Source organism: Bacillota bacterium (genome assembly GCA_013177945.1).
Classification (GTDB): Bacteria; Bacillota; DSM-12270; order Thermacetogeniales; family Thermacetogeniaceae; genus Ch130.
In genome coordinates, this window is sequence record JABLXW010000002.1 from 65,450 (window position 1) to 81,819 (window position 16,370).

A 16,370-nucleotide genomic window follows, 5' to 3' on the forward strand; every position below is an offset into this window, starting at 1 on the left:
GGGCTCAGGAAAAGTCAGCAAAAAACTCCACGCCCCGGGCCGTAACCGCTGCCACCTGGAAGGGTGCACCCACCCGCTCGTCCCGCGAGGCGATTTTTTCGAGGGCCTGCAGGCAGAAATGGGCAAGATCTTCTAGGGGTTGCGAGGGATCCGACCAGAGGTGTGCGAATCTTGCCTCAACCTTCAGGACGCGCGGCATCGTAAGGACAGGTCCGATGTCGATTTCTGTAAAAGGGAGCGCCAGATCTTTGCTTTCGAGGACGCAGGCCAGGCATTTTTTGAGACGCTCCGAATAGCCTGCAAGGGTGAAGTAGAGAAGGCGCGGCGCCTCGGGATTTTCTTGAAACCAGCGGGAATTTTCCAGAAGAAAACGCCGGTATTCCCGGTTCAGAAACTCCCGCGCCATCACCTTAATCTCCATAAAATCGGTGACTCCTGCAGCCCGGATCTCCCGCTGGAGCGCCTGCGAAAGATCAACCCCTACGGCAAGACCGGCAGAGCAGATGAAAGCGTGGGATCCCAGCTGGTAAAGCTTCCGGACCTGGCCGCGTGCAACGGCGCCGGATTCTTCCCAGGCCATGACGCGGCTGTCGCTTGCCAGCAAAACCCTGTCCTCGGCGGTTCCCAGAATCTGCTGAGACATCTTCTCCCCACCACCTGCTCTTCTGAAAATTCGCAGTCCTCTGACAGATTCCCTCTTTCCCTTCTAACACTTATATCTACCGAAATTTTACATTAATCAAAGCGGCCTCACGGTTTTTAGAACCCTTGCTGGACAGGGATTCCGGCGGAATCTTTGGTTTCATTGACACAATCTTAAAGCTCATGGGCGACACCTGGACGCTCTAACACCGACCCTTTTCCTTCTTCCTGGCTTCCTGCTGGAACTTCACGAAGACGGTCCGCGTACTTGACGTTAGGCGGCACTGTGCTCCTGGACCGCCTTGCCCTTCTAGTGGTGCGGTTTGGGACGGCCCGCTGCCCGAGCAGCCCGCGAACAGCCCAGGGTAAAGACCAGAAAGGTGACCAAGGCAATAAGTCTTTGTCGAGCCAAGTTACTCATCGGGCTCAGCCTCCTTTCCGTCTTGCCAGGTAGGCCCGCAGTTTTTTAACTCAGACCAAACAACTTGCGTGTCAGGCGGTCTATCCTTTTTATGTCAGTTTCTGTAGGGTTGCCACCACGTCTAGTGTTCCTCTTTGCTAGCCGTGCCAGGACGCGGTGTATACGGTTCGAACAATCGAAGGCAGGGATTTTTAGATACTCGACCACGCTAACCCCAAGGCTCAATTGCGCTGCGTAAGCGGAGATAGCTCGCGAAATAGTGGGCGAGTTTAGGATTGCGGTAAGATATGCGGCCTCATCTTCAGTTTCGACTGGCACGAAGTAAAGTTTATGATCAGGAATAACGACTTTTTCTCCTAAAAGTGGGTCATTGTACTTTCCGATATATGCAGCGGCAAACCGTCCGCTGGACATTTCTTTCCAAAGCACCTTATATTCGCTGAACGTGTAGGGGCCTGTACTCCAAACCGACCAATATGGTTGTCCTTGCTGGAATCGCCGGTAACTCGATCGTTGTTCCAGTATCTTTTTAAACCGCCTAAGAAAACGGTACGCACCAGGAGCTTTGGTAGGAAGGTCTGGATCACCATGCATTCCCCGTTGAGGAAGCAGGATGCTGTAATCGGAATCAGGTACTGCAGAAAATGCCTTCACGCCACGACCACGCAGCAGAGGGAAAACATGCTCTGTTTCGACAAATGTTGTATACGTTGGAATCCCAGAACCTCTACCAATACCGGGATTGTTGCGCACTTTGCATCTCTTGCCGCTAGGGTCAGCTTCTAACACCCTTACGAAGAAAATGCCGTTGCGATCAGTGGTTACGCCTTTACGTGCCTTATAGTGCGGTGTCCCTGGACCAAACAACTTCTTCCAAATTTCGTGCTCTTCCTTTATGCCTTTCAGCCAGGGGCCAGCGTCTGTACCGGGTACTGGTGCGGCTAGTAGCTCGTCGCAAGATGCGTTTTTGCGGAATTCATCTACATCACCAAAAGTTCGTACTACCTTACCGTTGACCATGGGTGGCTTCCACACGCGGTATGGCACCGGATATTCGGTTTCTTGATCACGCTCCAAGACAAGCAAGGTTGGATGATTGGTTACCCCTTCAAATGGGGAAATCGCGTCGAAGTCGTCTACAAGTAAGACTTTTGCCCTTAGGCAACGGTGCTTTAGATGAAACCTGCGGAAACCCTGGCTGGATTCGTTGGTGAATACCGTACCCGTGATAAAAAACGCCATCTTGCCACCAGGGGCCAGCCATTTATCAATGGCCTCGTACGTAATGACTGTCGAGATGTCCGATTCAATTCCACCGACCCAAACATCTTGGCTGAAAACTCCTAACTCAACGCATCGTTTTTTGATAAAGGCCGCGTATTCAGGTGGTAAGTGACTCCACTTCACCCATGGTGGATTACCCGCAATGAATTTGACCGGTGGTACGGCTGCTGCTGCGAAACGATCTGCCAAAGCTGCGGTCCAGATCTCATCCCAACCGAGGTTGTGTAGCTTTACTAGTGTCGTGATGGTCTCCCTCAGAGAGGAATGCTCATCGACTGACAGGTAGCTTAGATCGAATTCAGAGTTCACAGCCGCATATATATCATCGGCTCTGTACTGTGCCTCCACTAACTCCCGAATCCTCATCATTACATCATAGAAATGCTCATGCTCCACCAATACACGTGGAATGGTAAATGAGATAACACCCAACTCAGTTTGCAAGCTGTGTTCAAATATGGAGCCCGAAGCAGAGGCGGTATTAATGGCATCAGCCAAAAAAATAGGTAACCGAAGTGGCCTACTGGGATCTAAATACGGAGACAGAAATACGACCAAAGAGGCACGAGCTGCCAGTACTGCAAGTGGATTTAGATCAATGCCGTAAAGTCCTGATAAAGCTTTGTGTGCGTCCTTGAAGGAGTCGTCGTTCGCAACTAACCTACGACGCAGAGCTTCTAAAATAAACGTCCCAGAACCGCAGGTAGGATCTAGAAGGCTATCCTCTGGGTTCCAGCCGATAACATCTAGAGCGTGCGCTGCCAACCAATCCGGTGTATAATACTCACCAAGAGCATGCCGAAGCGCCTTGGGCACGAAAGTTTGATACATACCTTTAAACAAGTCCCTGGTCGTGTTAGGATCTTTTTGCGTGACATCAAAGTTAATGGCACTCAAACTAACAATTAAGGCTTGAATAGATGGAACGAAAGCGCTCCAATTCGGATCGTCTCGGTACCATGAGAAAAAATCCCCAATAAGCATATTGGAAACACCTGCATCACTGAAAAGCCGCCCGGATTCCAGAGCTTCAATTTTATCAGCTACTGAGGTAGTCGGATCGGTGAGATCTTCAGAGCCGTTTGGTAGCGATAGAGCCGCCACCAGCTTTGCCACTAACGCAATGTATGTGTTCAATGCGAAGAGGTACGCCGCTGGGTCATCAGCGTAAGGTTGGCCATGGGCCTCACTCTGACGTCGAAGCAGTTCCTTAACGCGATCCGACTGGATACCTACGACCTGGCCGAATAATCTGCGCCATTCCAAAAATAACAATTTGGTTTTATTGGTCTTAACTCCAGGCAGAGATTTAGCCTGACGTATAACCTGAAAGAACAGAGGAATAAGTTGGGAACCAACATTGGATTCTGGACCGACTAGTTGAGACAAGAGTTTGGGATGTACCAGCGGAGCCCCGTTTTCTTTAAGGTATAATAAAAGTCGCAATGCTGCATCTATGTTAAACGGCGTAAGAGGATCCCACTTGGGTTCCGTGTTGGGTTCCGTACCTTCGAAGTGCCCAAAGCTAATGTGGTTGCCATCCCAAACAACCAGTACATACTCGGAGAGAGAGCGGCCTTCCTCGCGATGCAATCGAAGTCCATAATCCTCCGCTTGACCCCGGGCATACTGGAGCTGAATCCCCTCGTGCCCTTTAAATTTGCCGGGCGCTTCATATTCGATGATCACAGCACCATGAGCTACATCTACAAAGCGAATACCATTTCCGCCACTTGAACTAATGGTTCGATCCAATTGGAATGGAACCCATGGGATTCCTAAAGCACGGCAGTGGCGCTCAAGAATCTTTTCTAACTCATGACGCAAACTGGTTTCATTTGGGGTCCCAGCAGTAGCTATAGTAACCTCGGCTACGATCTCCCGTGCATGAATAAGCAATTCTCTATCCATGTCTATAACCGTTTTTCCCCCTCGCACTCCTCCGTGCGCTAGCCCCTTGGGGCCACAACATTCTGTTAGCCTGTTGATGCCTAAACGGATTTCTTCTGGGATGTACACTTTCCCGGCAGCGCCTCTACGTTCTCCATCCTGTACCGCTTCTGCCCCGTGGGCAGGCGGACGGGGACCAGGATGCCCCTGGGCTCCCAATTCCACAGCGTGTAATGGACTTCTTATTCTACACGTTCCCGCCCCTTTCCTGCCTGAAAAGGCAAATTTTGGCGTATAATGAACAAAAAGCAACAGCGCAAAGCAACACGATTGCTTTTGAAGCCTTGGTCTTATAAAGTTTTTCTGTCCCCGTCAACCCTTAATTCCCACAGACCGGGTTCCCCGGTAATGCTCGTGAGGCATCCCGAGCCGCGGCCAGAACTCTTCGAGCAGTATGTCTTATTAGTTCCTGCCGCGAAGCCAGGTTTCATTGACAAATTTTGAAATCTTATGTATAATGTGCGTAAAATTTGATACGTGCTTGGGAGGGTTAATTTTGTCAAGCGGTTCCGAACTCAGAAAGAAATTTCTTGATTTTTTCGGCCAGCGCGATCACTTGATTCTCCCAAGCGCCTCCCTGATCCCCAAGGATGACCCCACCCTCCTGTTCACCGTTGCAGGAATGGTTCCTTTTAAGCCCTACTTTCAGGGAAAAGCCGCCCCTCCTCATACCCGTCTCGCCACGGTTCAGAAGTGCCTGCGGACGCCCGATTTGGAATCTGTAGGAAAAACGGCGCGCCACCATACATTTTTTGAAATGCTGGGCAACTTTTCCTTTGGCGATTACTTCAAAAAAGAAGCAATTGCGTGGGCATGGGAATATTTGACAAATGTTCTGGGCCTCCCCCGGAAGGATCTCTGGATTACCGTTTACCAGGAAGATGAGGAGGCAAAGCAACTTTGGGCGGAGGTGGCCGGTGTTCCGCGGGAGCGGATCGTTCCCCTGGGTGAGGAAGACAATTTCTGGGCGGCAGGACCGGTGGGGCCCTGCGGCCCGTGTTCGGAAATCATTGTCGATCTGGGGCCCGCGCGGGGGTGCGGCTTGCCTGACTGCGGGGTGGATTGCGACTGCGACCGGTTCCTTGAGGTTTGGAACCTGGTTTTTATGGAATTCAACCGGGATGAAACGGGGAAGTTGACAAGATTGCCCCGGCAGAACATAGATACCGGAATGGGCCTGGAGCGGATCGCCTCTGTCATGCAGGGCGTGTCCTCCAACTTCGAGACGGATCTCCTCTTCCCCCTGATTCGGGAGGCGGCAGCGATAACCGGGTTTCCTTACGGAGAGCATCCAAAGACCGATGTTGCCTTAAAGGTGATCGCGGACCACAGCAGAGCGGTGGCCTTTCTTATTGCCGACGGGGTTCTTCCTTCCAACGAGGGGAGAGGGTACGTTCTGCGGCGGATCTTACGGAGAGCGGTTCGCTACGGCAGGCTCCTGGGGATTAAAGGGCCTTTTTTAAACAGGATCATCGGCACCGTGATCTCTCTTTACGAGGATCCCTACCGGGAGCTGCGGGAGCGGGAGGAGCATATTCAAAAGGTTGCAGCAGCAGAGGAGGCTCGCTTTGAAGAAACGCTTGAACAGGGGCTGCAGGTGCTGCAGGAGTACCTGGAGCAGCTTGAACGGGAAGGGGGACGGGAGCTTCCGGGGCGGGTTGCCTTCCGGCTTTATGATACTTTTGGTTTTCCCCTTGAGCTGACGCAGGAAATCCTTGCAGAGCGCGGCCTGGCGGTGGACCTGGCAGGGTTTAACGAGGCGATGGAAGAGCAGCGGGAGCGGGCTCGTGCCGCCAGACTGGAGGCTGCTCCGGCAGCCGGCCCCGGTGTCTGGGCCTTTGTGCGGGAAGGGAAGACGGAGTTCCAGGGCTACGGGAACCTCACGACGCGCTCTCAGATTCGCGCCCTTGTCAGCGGTGAAGCCGAACAGCGGGAGGCAAGGGAAGGCGACCGGGTGCAGGTGCTCCTCGATCTCACCCCTTTTTATCCCGAGGGCGGAGGCCAGGTAGGGGACCGGGGAGTTCTCAAGGGTCCAAATGGCGAAGTTGCCATTGAAGATACAACAAAAGTTGGGGATGGCTTAATCGTTCATTGGGGTTATGTGAGCCGCGGGCTTGTCCGGAAAGGGGATGTGGTGCTCGCCCAGGTTGACGAAAAGCGGCGTCTGGCCACGGCGCGGAACCATACGGCAACCCATCTTTTGCACCAGGCCCTGAGATCGGTTCTGGGTGAGCATGTCCAGCAGACCGGCTCCCTTGTAGAACCGGGCCGGCTGCGCTTTGATTTTTCCCATTTTGCTCCCCTTGCCGAGAGCGAGTTGCGTGCAGTTGAGGACCTGGTCAACCAGAAGATTATAGAAAACCTCATGGTCAGGACCTATGAGACCGACAGGGAGGCGGCTCTGGCGCAGGGGGTTCTGGCGCTTTTTGGAGAAAAGTACGGCGATGTTGTAAGGGTTGTTGCGATTGGCGATTTCAGCCGGGAGCTGTGCGGGGGAACCCATGTCCGCCGGACCAGCGAACTGGGATTTTTCAAGATTGTGGCGGAAAGCGGGATTGGAACCGGAATCCGGAGGATCGAGGCCCTGACCGGAGAGGAACTGCTGAGGCACTGGCAGGAGCAGGACGCGCTTGTGGCAAAAACGGCTGCTCTCTTGAAGGCAGCTCCGGAGGGTCTGCCCGCGCGGGTTGAACAGCTGCAGAGCCAGCTCCGGGAAAAGGAAAAGGAGCTGGAACAGCTCCGCAGCAAGATAATGCGCATGGAGGTCGACGCCCTCCTGAACCGCGTTGTGGAAATAAATGGGGTGAAGGTCCTGGCGGTAAAGGTCCAGGCGCCCGATATGGAAAGCCTCCGCTCCCTGGGGGATCTCTTGAGGAACCGCATTGGGTCCGGTGTAATCATCCTGGGAAGCCCTTTGAACGGGAAGGTTGGCTTTGTCAGTTTTGTTACCAGCGATCTGGTAAAGCGGAAGGGGCTTCATGCAGGCAACATCATGCGGGAAGTTGCCCGGGTTGTTGACGGGGGGGGCGGAGGAAAGCCGGAGATGGCTCAGGCAGGAGGGAAAAACATCACCAGGCTGGAGGAGGCCCTGCGCCAGGGGGAAGAGATCGTCCGTCACCAGTTAGCAGAGAAGCGTGAAAAAGGTCAGGAGAAAGAGGAAAGTTATGCAGGAGGGGCGAATATTTTGAGAGATAGATAAGCCGGCTAAATTGACCAGGCAAATTGACGAGCCTCCGGGAGTTCCGAGCCTGTTTTGGAGGTGGCCGTGATGGCGGAAGATTCCCTGGATAAAACAATGACTTTTAAAGTTAGGAGCGAGGAAAGAACCTCAGCCCGGGAGATGTTGAGAGTTGTTTACGAGGCCCTGAAAGAAAAGGGATACAACCCGATCAGCCAGCTGGTCGGTTACCTCTTATCAGGAGATCCGGCATATATTACGAGCCATAAAAACGCCCGGAACCTGATCAGGAAATTTGAAAGGGATGAACTTCTAGAGGAATTGATCGAAAGCTACCTGCAGAAAGAGAAGTAGCCGGGGAGAAGAAGCCAGGTGGATATGGAAAAGTTCAGGCCAGGGAATGCTTGAAATGGAATACCGCTTGCTGGGAGGAACCGGTCTTAGAGTTTCCCGCCTTTGCTTTGGGGTGCTGACGATAGGACCCTTACAGGCTCACCTGCCCCTGACCGAGGGTGTGGCAATTCTCAAATATGCCGTTGCCCGGGGGGTTAATTTTTTTGATACCGCCGAAATTTACGGAACCTACCCGTACCTCAGGCAGCTTTTTCGGGAAGTTGAAAACAGCCGGTTGGTTGTTGCCACCAAATCTTATGCGGTTACGGCTGCGGAAATGAAAAAGAGCCTGGAAAAGGCACGCCGCGAACTCGACCGGGATGTGATCGACATCTTCCTGCTCCACGAGCAGGAATCGATCCTGACCCTGCGGGGGCACCGCGAAGCCTTGAATTTTCTCGTTAAGGCAAAGGAAAGGGGGCTGGTGAGGGCCGTTGGGATTTCCACGCACACCGTGGCCGGGGTGCAGGCTTCTTTTGCGGTTCCCGAAATCGAGGTCATCCATCCCTTGTTTAACATCCAGGGGCTGGGAATTAAGGATGGTAGTTGCTCCCAGATGCTGGAGGCAATTGAAACTGCTCACGCCTTGGGGAAGGGGATCTACCTCATGAAGCCCCTGGGCGGCGGTCACCTCATCCATCAGGCGGAGATCGCGCTTAAATTTGCCTTCAGGCAGCAGGCGGCGGCGGCCGTTGCCGTCGGGATGAAGACGAGGGAGGAGGTAGACTTTAACGTTAGAGTTTCGGAAAATCTCCCGGTTCCTGATGACCTGAAGACGAAGGTTTTCCAGCAGAAGCGGAGGCTCCACATCGAGCCGTTTTGTGAAGGGTGCGGGGAGTGTGCCCTGAAGTGCCCCCAGCAGGCTTTAGTTTTAGGCCCCGGAGGAAGAGTGCAGGTGAGGGAAGAAGATTGTTTGCTTTGCGGGTACTGTGCGGCAGTTTGCCCTTTGTTCTGCATCAAGGTCTTTTGAGGCGAGGGTCTATGCGGATTATGGGGCTTGACCTGGGTAAACGGCGCATCGGTGTCGCGGTGAGCGATGAACTGGGAATTACGGCCCAGGCGGTGGGGATCATCGAGCGCGGGAGTTTTCAGGAGGATCTGCAGGCAATTCAGGCCCTGGTCCGGGAATACCGGGTGCAGGAAATCGTGGTCGGGCTGCCCCGTCACATGAGCGGGAGATTGGGCAGAGAAGGGGAGGAGATGCTTGCCTTCGGAAAGGAGCTGGAAAAGCATTTAAATCTTCCCGTGGTTTTCTGGGATGAACGCCTGTCTACGGTCGCTGCTGAAAAAGCTTTAATTGCCGGAGATCTCAGCAGGCGGCGCCGGCGCAGAGTTGTTGATCAGCTTGCGGCGAGCTGGATTTTAGGCGGTTATTTAGCCTGGCGTCAAAGGAGCCAGGGCCAGTAGCCGGAGTCAACCCTCCTGGTGCATACTTCAACCTGGAGCGGGGAAATAATGAAGTTAGCCTAAAAAAACGGAGGTGTTTCCCAGTTGTCTTTTAACGAGGAGGAGACCATTGTTCTCACCGATGAGGAGGGGCAGGAGCACGAATTCAACCTGGTCGACATCATCACCGTAGACGGAGAGGAATACGCAATTCTCCAGCCTGTGGATGAGGATGAGGCGATTATTTTAAAGTTCGGGATTGACGAAGACGGAAACGAGATTTTATGCGATATTGAAGATGATGAAGAATGGGAGCGGGTTGCCGACGCCTGGCAGGAGATGCTTGAAGAAGGGGATGAAATTTAGGGTAGCCTATCTGTAATCGCAGATGCCTTCTCGGCGTAATACTATATCAGAAAAGACGGCGGGAAGGGGAGACGACCTCCTTGCGAGGAAAAATCCTTTTCATCCTGGTTCTTGTTTTGTTGGCCCTCCTGGCCGGGGGAGGTGGAGCCGGTGCAGCCATCTGGCTTCGGGCCTGGGAAGATAAGATTTTTCCGGGTGTTCGCGCGGGAGAAATAAGGCTTGGAGGGCTTCCGGAACAGGAAGCCAGGGAGGAGCTCTTACAGTTTCAGGAAAGGTTTCTCTCAGCTTCTGTGAAGGTTGTTCTGGGAGAACGCCGGTGGGAGGTTTCGCGGCGCGAACTGGGTTACCAGCTTCACCCGGGAGAAATTGCACACCGCGCTTTTTTAGTGGGCCGGGAGGGCCCGCTCTGGCGGCGCTGCCGCGAGCTCTGGAGGGCGTATCGCTCTGAGGTGGTTGTTCCTCTCAAGGTTACCCTTGATCGGAAGAAAGCGCGCGCGGTATTGGGTCGGTTTGTCCGGGATCTGGTTTACCCTCCCGAGGATGCCCGCTTGATCGTAGATGACCGTGATGTGGTGGTCATCGTGCCCGCGAAGCCGGGCAGGGCCCTGGACCTTGAATCCGCTCTCAAGGATCTGGAAAAATTGGCAAATTCCAGCAATACCATCACGCTGCGGTTGAGAGAGGAACGGCCCCGGGTGGGGACGGAAGATATCCTGGCAATGAAAATCAAAGGTCTCCTCTCTTCTTATACCACGTTTTTCGATGTTCATAACGTCAACCGGACCTATAATATTAATGTCGCGGCAGATGCCCTTGACAACCGGCTGGTGAAACCAGGCGAAGTTTTCTCTTTCAACGCCGTTGTTGGTCCCAGGAGCAGGGAAAAGGGTTACAAAGAAGCGCTGGTTATCGTCCAGGATCAATTTACACCGGGAATCGGCGGCGGGGTCTGTCAGGTTTCTTCAACCCTTTACAACGCGGTCCTCCTTGCGGGATTGAAGGTTGTGGAAAGGAGCAACCACTCCCTTCCCGTAGGGTATGTACCGCTCGGCCGGGATGCCACCGTCGCCTATGGGGGCAGGGATCTGAAGTTTTGCAACAACACCAGCGGCTGCCTCTACCTGAGAACGCGGGTCCGGGGGGGCGCCCTTACGGTAAAAATTTTCGGAAACACCGCGGAAAAGAAGGGCGTCTGGCTGGAATCCGTTGTGGACAAGGTCCTGGAGCCCAAGATCATTGAGAAAGAGGACCCCAATCTTTACCAGGGAAAGACGGTGGTCGAGCGGGAAGGAGTGAGGGGCTACCAGGTGCGGCTTTACCGCGTTGTCAAAGACGGGGAGATCACCAAAAGGGAACTGGTCTCCAGGGACCTCTACCGCCCGGTTGATCAGATCGTGCGCGTGGGGACGATGCCTCTTCCGGAAACCCCGGTGCCCCCTCCTGATCAGGCGCAGCCGCCGGCACCGGTAGAACCTCCTCCGGTGATGCCCGGGAACTCGAATCAGCCGGGCAACCTCGAGATTGTGACTCCTCCGCCGGAGGCATCCCCTTCCCGATAAATTTTTTCTTCGGGAGTGTTGTCCTGCGTGGAAAATCAAGGTTATAATTAAGAAGAGTGGCGAAATCAGGGAACCGGAGTTCGGGGAAGGGCGATGGTTAGATCCTTTTTCAACCCAATTTTATACCCTGTGAGAGCCGGGATCTTGCTGTTTTTTATCGGCAGTTTATGGATAGGGGCGCGCACCTGTACCGCTTATCTGGCCGCTCCGGTCAGCGCCGATCCTCGCTTTGGGAAAACCCTGTCCGTTACCATCAGGCGGGGTTCGTCTTTGCAGGAGATCGGAGAACTGCTTGAGCAAAAAAAGCTGATCAAAAGCAAAAATTTTTTTATTTTCTACGCCCGGTTGAAGGGCAAGGAGAGGCAGATTCAAGCGGGGGAATACCGGATCAGTGACACCTGGCCGCTCGGGAGGATTTTAGCCCAGATTGCGGGGGGGAGGGTGGTTATCCACCGGGTGACGATCCCCGAGGGGTACACCGTGGCTCAAATTGAGGAACTGCTGGTCAGAAAAGGGATTGCGGACCGGGTGCGCCTCCGGGAAGCCTTAAATTCCGGAAATTTTACATTTCCCTTTCTGAGCGGGACCCTTTCGGGCCCGCAGCGCCTGGAAGGATTTTTGTTTCCCGCAACATATGAGTTTCCTGCAGGTTTAACAGAGCAGGAAATTCTCACCATCATGCTGCAGCGCTTTCAGAAGGCTTTTGCACCCGAACTCCAGCACCGCGCCCAGGTGATGGGTTTGAGCATCCGGGAGGTTGTCACCCTGGCTTCCCTGGTCGAGCGGGAGGCTAAGCTTGAAGCAGAGCGCCCGATCATTGCGGCCGTATTCCTGAACCGGCTGCGGCGCGGAATGCGCCTGGAATCATGCGCCACCATCCAGTACATTTTGGGAAGGCAGAAGGAAAGACTGACATACCAGGACCTGCGCATCCCTTCTCCCTACAACACCTACCTGCACGAGGGCCTTCCGCCGGGCCCCATCTGCAATCCCGGCCTTGCCTCCGTTAAAGCCGTTCTTTACCCTGCGGAGGTCGATTATTTGTATTTCGTTGCCCGCGGCGACGGCTCCCATTATTTCAGCCGGACCCTGGGGGAGCACCAGACGGCGGCCCGGCGCTACCAGCCTCATTGAGTATAAAATCCCCCTTTTTGTCTCAAGCTAGCAGCAGGAGCCAAGCTGGGCAAGGGGGATTTTTTTGTCTCATCTCCAGGAGCGCCGGATTCTCTTTCTCTTCTGTTTTTTTCTCTGCGCCTGCCTGCTGCTCGGAGGGCGGCTGGCCTGGCTTCAGCTGGTGAAGGGAGAAAAACTCGCGGCTGCTGCTGTAAAAGAGCGGACGCTGCGGCTTCCGCTGGGCAACTTCCTGCGGGGCGATATTCTGGACAGGAGAGGAAAGTCCCTGCTGGATCCTGAAACAACCTGGGTGGCAGCTGTTTTCCCTGCCCTGGTTCCTGCCCCCCTTGAGGTATCGTGCCCCCCTTCTCCGGCGCGCCCTCCCCGGGAGGAGAGTCCGGCCGAAGCAGTCTTCGGCTTGCTTCCTCGGCGTGTGCAGCAGGAAAAGGTGCGCTCTTTCCTGCTCGCTTCTTTTGCGAAGCGATCCCCTTTTCTCTTGCCCGTTCGTTTAACCGAAGAAGAGGCGGCATCTTTTAAAAAGAGGGGCGTTCCGGGCGTTTATGTCATTCCTTTGCCCCGGCGCTATGGCCCTGCCGCTCTGGCGCGGCACCTGATCGGCTGCCTGAAGGGTTCGGTTCTTCATGGCGAACCCCAGAAAGGCATTAAAGGAATCGAGGCTCTCTATGATAGCTTCCTGGCTCCACCCGGGGATCGGGTGGAGCTTCTTACGGTGGTGGACCGGCGGGGGCGCCTGTTGGAAGGCCGGGGACTGCGCCTCCGGGGTGAAGGGGGGAGGATAGTTAAGGGGAAAAATGTGGTTCTCACGATAGATGGAAAGGCTCAGAAGCTTGTGGAAGAGATCATGGACCGCTTTGGAGTCCGGGGCGCCGTGGTGCTGGTGGACATCCCGACAGGGGAGGTAAGGGCCCTGGCCAGCCGCCCCCAGTACGACCAGAATACGGGTTCCGGCGACCAGTTCGACCGGAGCCTGGCTCTTTACCACCCCGGCTCGGTTTTTAAAATCGTGGTGGCCGCCGCTGCTCTTGCCGGGGGAAAGGTGCGGCCCGGTGAAAAGTTTTTCTGTCCGGGGGAGTACAAATTCAACGAAAAAGAGGTGGTTGCCTGCTGGAAAAGGGAGGGGCATGGGGTTCTCAACTTCCGGGAGGCCTTTGCCCTCTCCTGCAACACTGTTTTCATAAAAGTGGCGCTCCGGATTGGCCGCACGAAATTGGAGCATTACGCCCGGGTTTTGGGGCTGGAGGAGGGCCTGGCAGGCTACCCGGCCCTTGAGCGAGGGGGTGTAATCCGGATCGGCGCGTACCCCGGCCAGCTGGGGAACGCAGCCCTGGGTCAGGAGGGAGTCAGGATCACCCCCCTCACGGCTGCAGTACTGGCGGCGACCGTTGGCCGCGGGGGTATTTACATTCCTCCCGCGATTGTGAAGGAAATTAAAGACGAAACAGGGAAAGTGGTGAAATCTTTTCCCCGACCGGCAGCGCGCCGGGTCCTGCCCGAGGCGGTTGCTGCCGAACTCCAGAAAATGATGGAGCTTGCGGTGAAGGAGGGAACGGGCAGGCGCGCCCATGTTCCCGGGCTGGGGAGCGCCGGAAAAACGGGCTCTGTGGAAACGGCGCTCAGAGATGCCCGGCGCAATCCCGTTTCCCACGCCTGGTTTGTGGGATACGCGCCGGTTGAGTTTCCCCAGATTGCAGCCGCAGTTTTTGTTGAGGGCGGGGGTGCCGGGGGCGCTGTTGCTGCCGAAATCTTCCGGGAAGTTATCGAAGGTCTGCAAAGGATCGATTTCTAAAGGGGGCTCTTTTAATGCTCAGAAAGGAAGACAGGCACCTTTTACCGTTGACCCCCATATGATTTAAGGTGACGAGAAACGGAGGGGATTGACGTGGTTTCAGAGCTGTTCCTGGCAACAGCTATTTCTTTTCTTCAGGGGCTTGTCTTTCTGGCTGCCTGCATCAGCAACAATGTTTTTCCCCAGCCTCTTTCAGAGGAAGATGAAGCCTACTACCTGCGCCGCCTGGAGCAGGGAGATGAAGAGGCTCGCAATGTTTTAATCGAACACAATCTCCGCCTCGTTGCCCATATCATAAAAAAATTTGACGTCAGCGGGGAAGATCCGGATGATTTAATTTCCATTGGAACCATCGGTTTGATTAAGGCAATCAACACTTTTAACCAGGATAAAGGGACGAGGCTGGCGACATACGCTGCGCGATGCATAGAGAATGAAGTTTCAAAGACAATATCGTAGCGGTAATAATTACCAGAAAAAGAAGCTTCGTAAAAGATTCTTGAAAGATTTCTGATAGCGGCAAATCTGCAAAAAAAAGCAGTTGGGCTGTTTAATGTTTCCCGCCTGTCTCCCAGGGCATCATCGGAGCCTTATGTCAATAGCATCCTGCTTTCGACACTGTTCGACAGAGTTTTTCTTGACGCTTTTTCTGGAAAATGGTTCAATTGGTACGGAGACAGGCCGCGCCTCAGGGGCATCTGCCGTGCGGGATGCACAGGCCACAGGTAATGAGATGTCTGCCGGGACAGGAAAGAGAGGTGATTGCACAGGAATTTAGGAGCCACCTCTTTTTAGAGTTTGGTGGCCGCCAGCTGTGTTAATTAACTTAATGAAAGGAGAGGAGTCGAGTGCGCAAAGTTGTTTTAATCTTACTGGTTCTCCTGTTTTCGGTTTGCGCGGGCGCTTCCCTGGCTTTTGCCCAGCCGCTGGACAGGGGAGAACTGCTGGGCGTTCTTCCGCAAGCCCCTGACTTGAATGAACCGGTCACCCGGGGCGCCTTCGGGGCCATGCTGGTCAAAGCGGCCAGCCTGCCGGCCGTAAGTGGCCAGGTTTACCAGGCCAGGGACGTGGATCCGGGAAGCTGGTACGCACCGGCCCTGGCCGCTCTCCGGGAAAGGGGGATTATGGCCGGGTATCCCGACGGCACCCTGCGGCCCGGCCAGCCGGTAACGGGGGCAGAAGCAGCGGTGATGGTGGCTCGTACCCTGGGTTTGTTCGGCACCCCGGGCCAGCCTGAAGCCGGTCCTTTAAAGCCCGACCACTGGGCCAGTTCGCTGTACAACTGGCTGGTGAACCAGGGGCTGGTTTCCGCCCGGTCCGATCCGGAAGGTGCGCTCACCGTGAGAGAAGCGGCCGATTTCCTGGCCCGCGTCTTCGGCAGCGACCCGCAGGCGGTGGACATTGTAGAAAAAAGCGGGCGGGCGCAGGCCGGCGTCAAGGCCATGCGTTTCAAGAGCAACATAGACATGGTCATGCGGCCCCGCGCCGGAATGGCCGGCCAGGTGCCTGTGCTAAGCGGATCGGGACAGATAAGCGCGGAGCTGGTTCTGCCGGCGACCATGCACCAGGTTGCCCGGTGGCGGTTTGAGGCCGCCGGAGGTCCTGCCGCAGAGGGCGGGCGGCTGCCGGAGCTGGAAACGGAGCAGTACCTGGTGGGCGGAAAGATGTACATGAAAATGACCGACCCGGCCACCGGCAAAGCCGAATGGATGCGCCTGCCGGAAAATGCCCTCCCGGACCTGGAGGCTTTGATGAAAGAGAGTCTGGAAGCCGGTAAAATGGGCGCCGGGGGGATGCCGGAGGGGCTGAAGCCCTATTTTCACTACCAGCTCCTGGGTACCGCGGAGAAGGACGGCCGCAAAGTGTTTGAGATCGGCTACTACGGGCGGATTGACGACCTGGCTGCCTTCTTCAAGCTGGCCGTACCCGAGTCGCTACGCGACACTCTAGACGGGCTGCAATTTGAACGCTCCTTAGAAAAAGCCGGGAAATTAGTCAGGTCCATCTCCTACTGGGGCAGGGACTACATTAGCGCAGACGACTATTTGCCCTGCGGTGGCGAGTTAAGAACAGTGCTGTCTTTCGCCGACCGGTTCCAGGGTGAGGCAGTGCCGTTTGAGCTGATCGAAATGCGGATGCGGGTGGAAGAATGCGCCTACGGTGAGCAAATCAAGATCGAGCTGCCGCCCGAAGCCCTGCAGGCCAGGGAAATGCCGCTACCCCAGGAAGAAACGACCGGCAGTTGAGTTGGGCGGCTGTTGGTGTACTGAG

General features: G+C 55.1%; 12 protein-coding genes. 10 read left to right on the forward strand and 2 right to left on the reverse strand.

Annotation, left to right across the window (positions count from 1 at the left end):
- Positions 1–4: 4 nt before the first annotated feature.
- Both HPY58_02130 and HPY58_02135 read right to left on the reverse strand, forming a co-directional pair.
- Entirely contained in the window at positions 5–643 is a 639-nt protein-coding gene (locus HPY58_02130) for a hypothetical protein (protein ID NPV28454.1), read from the reverse strand.
- Positions 644–1,108: 465 nt separating this feature from the next.
- A complete protein-coding gene (locus tag HPY58_02135) occupies positions 1,109–4,174 on the reverse strand; it encodes an N-6 DNA methylase (protein ID NPV28455.1) in 3,066 nt (1,021 codons plus the stop codon).
- Between the two features lie 580 nt (positions 4,175–4,754).
- Here HPY58_02135 and alaS point away from each other — a divergent pair.
- From alaS to HPY58_02185, 10 genes are all read left to right on the forward strand, one after another.
- Entirely contained in the window at positions 4,755–7,496 is a 2,742-nt protein-coding gene (gene alaS / locus HPY58_02140) for an alanine--tRNA ligase (GenBank protein ID NPV28456.1), read from the forward strand.
- 69 nt (positions 7,497–7,565) lie between these two features.
- On the forward strand, positions 7,566–7,829 hold the full coding sequence (locus HPY58_02145; protein NPV28457.1) for an IreB family regulatory phosphoprotein: 264 nt from the start codon (positions 7,566–7,568) through the stop codon (positions 7,827–7,829).
- A gap of 55 nt (positions 7,830–7,884) precedes the next feature.
- Positions 7,885–8,838: an aldo/keto reductase gene (locus HPY58_02150; protein ID NPV28458.1), complete on the forward strand. Its 954-nt coding sequence runs from the start codon at positions 7,885–7,887 to the stop codon at positions 8,836–8,838.
- 11 nt (positions 8,839–8,849) lie between these two features.
- The gene (ruvX, locus tag HPY58_02155) at positions 8,850–9,275 is read left to right on the forward strand and encodes a Holliday junction resolvase RuvX (GenBank protein ID NPV28459.1); all 426 of its coding nucleotides are present in this window, start codon (positions 8,850–8,852) and stop codon (positions 9,273–9,275) included.
- Positions 9,276–9,359: 84 nt separating this feature from the next.
- Positions 9,360–9,620, forward strand: a complete 261-nt coding sequence (locus tag HPY58_02160) for a DUF1292 domain-containing protein (GenBank protein ID NPV28460.1) — start codon at positions 9,360–9,362, stop codon at positions 9,618–9,620.
- 80 nt (positions 9,621–9,700) lie between these two features.
- A complete protein-coding gene (locus HPY58_02165; protein ID NPV28461.1) occupies positions 9,701–11,179 on the forward strand; it encodes a vanomycin resistance protein VanB in 1,479 nt (492 codons plus the stop codon).
- A gap of 93 nt (positions 11,180–11,272) precedes the next feature.
- The gene (gene mltG / locus HPY58_02170; protein ID NPV28462.1) at positions 11,273–12,313 is read left to right on the forward strand and encodes an endolytic transglycosylase MltG; all 1,041 of its coding nucleotides are present in this window, start codon (positions 11,273–11,275) and stop codon (positions 12,311–12,313) included.
- A 64-nt stretch (positions 12,314–12,377) separates the two neighbouring features.
- Positions 12,378–14,099, forward strand: a complete 1,722-nt coding sequence (locus HPY58_02175; GenBank protein ID NPV28463.1) for a penicillin-binding protein 2 — start codon at positions 12,378–12,380, stop codon at positions 14,097–14,099.
- 93 nt (positions 14,100–14,192) lie between these two features.
- Entirely contained in the window at positions 14,193–14,558 is a 366-nt protein-coding gene (locus HPY58_02180; GenBank protein ID NPV28464.1) for a sigma-70 family RNA polymerase sigma factor, read from the forward strand.
- A gap of 389 nt (positions 14,559–14,947) precedes the next feature.
- Positions 14,948–16,345: an S-layer homology domain-containing protein gene (locus tag HPY58_02185; GenBank protein NPV28465.1), complete on the forward strand. Its 1,398-nt coding sequence runs from the start codon at positions 14,948–14,950 to the stop codon at positions 16,343–16,345.
- Positions 16,346–16,370: the final 25 nt, after the last annotated feature.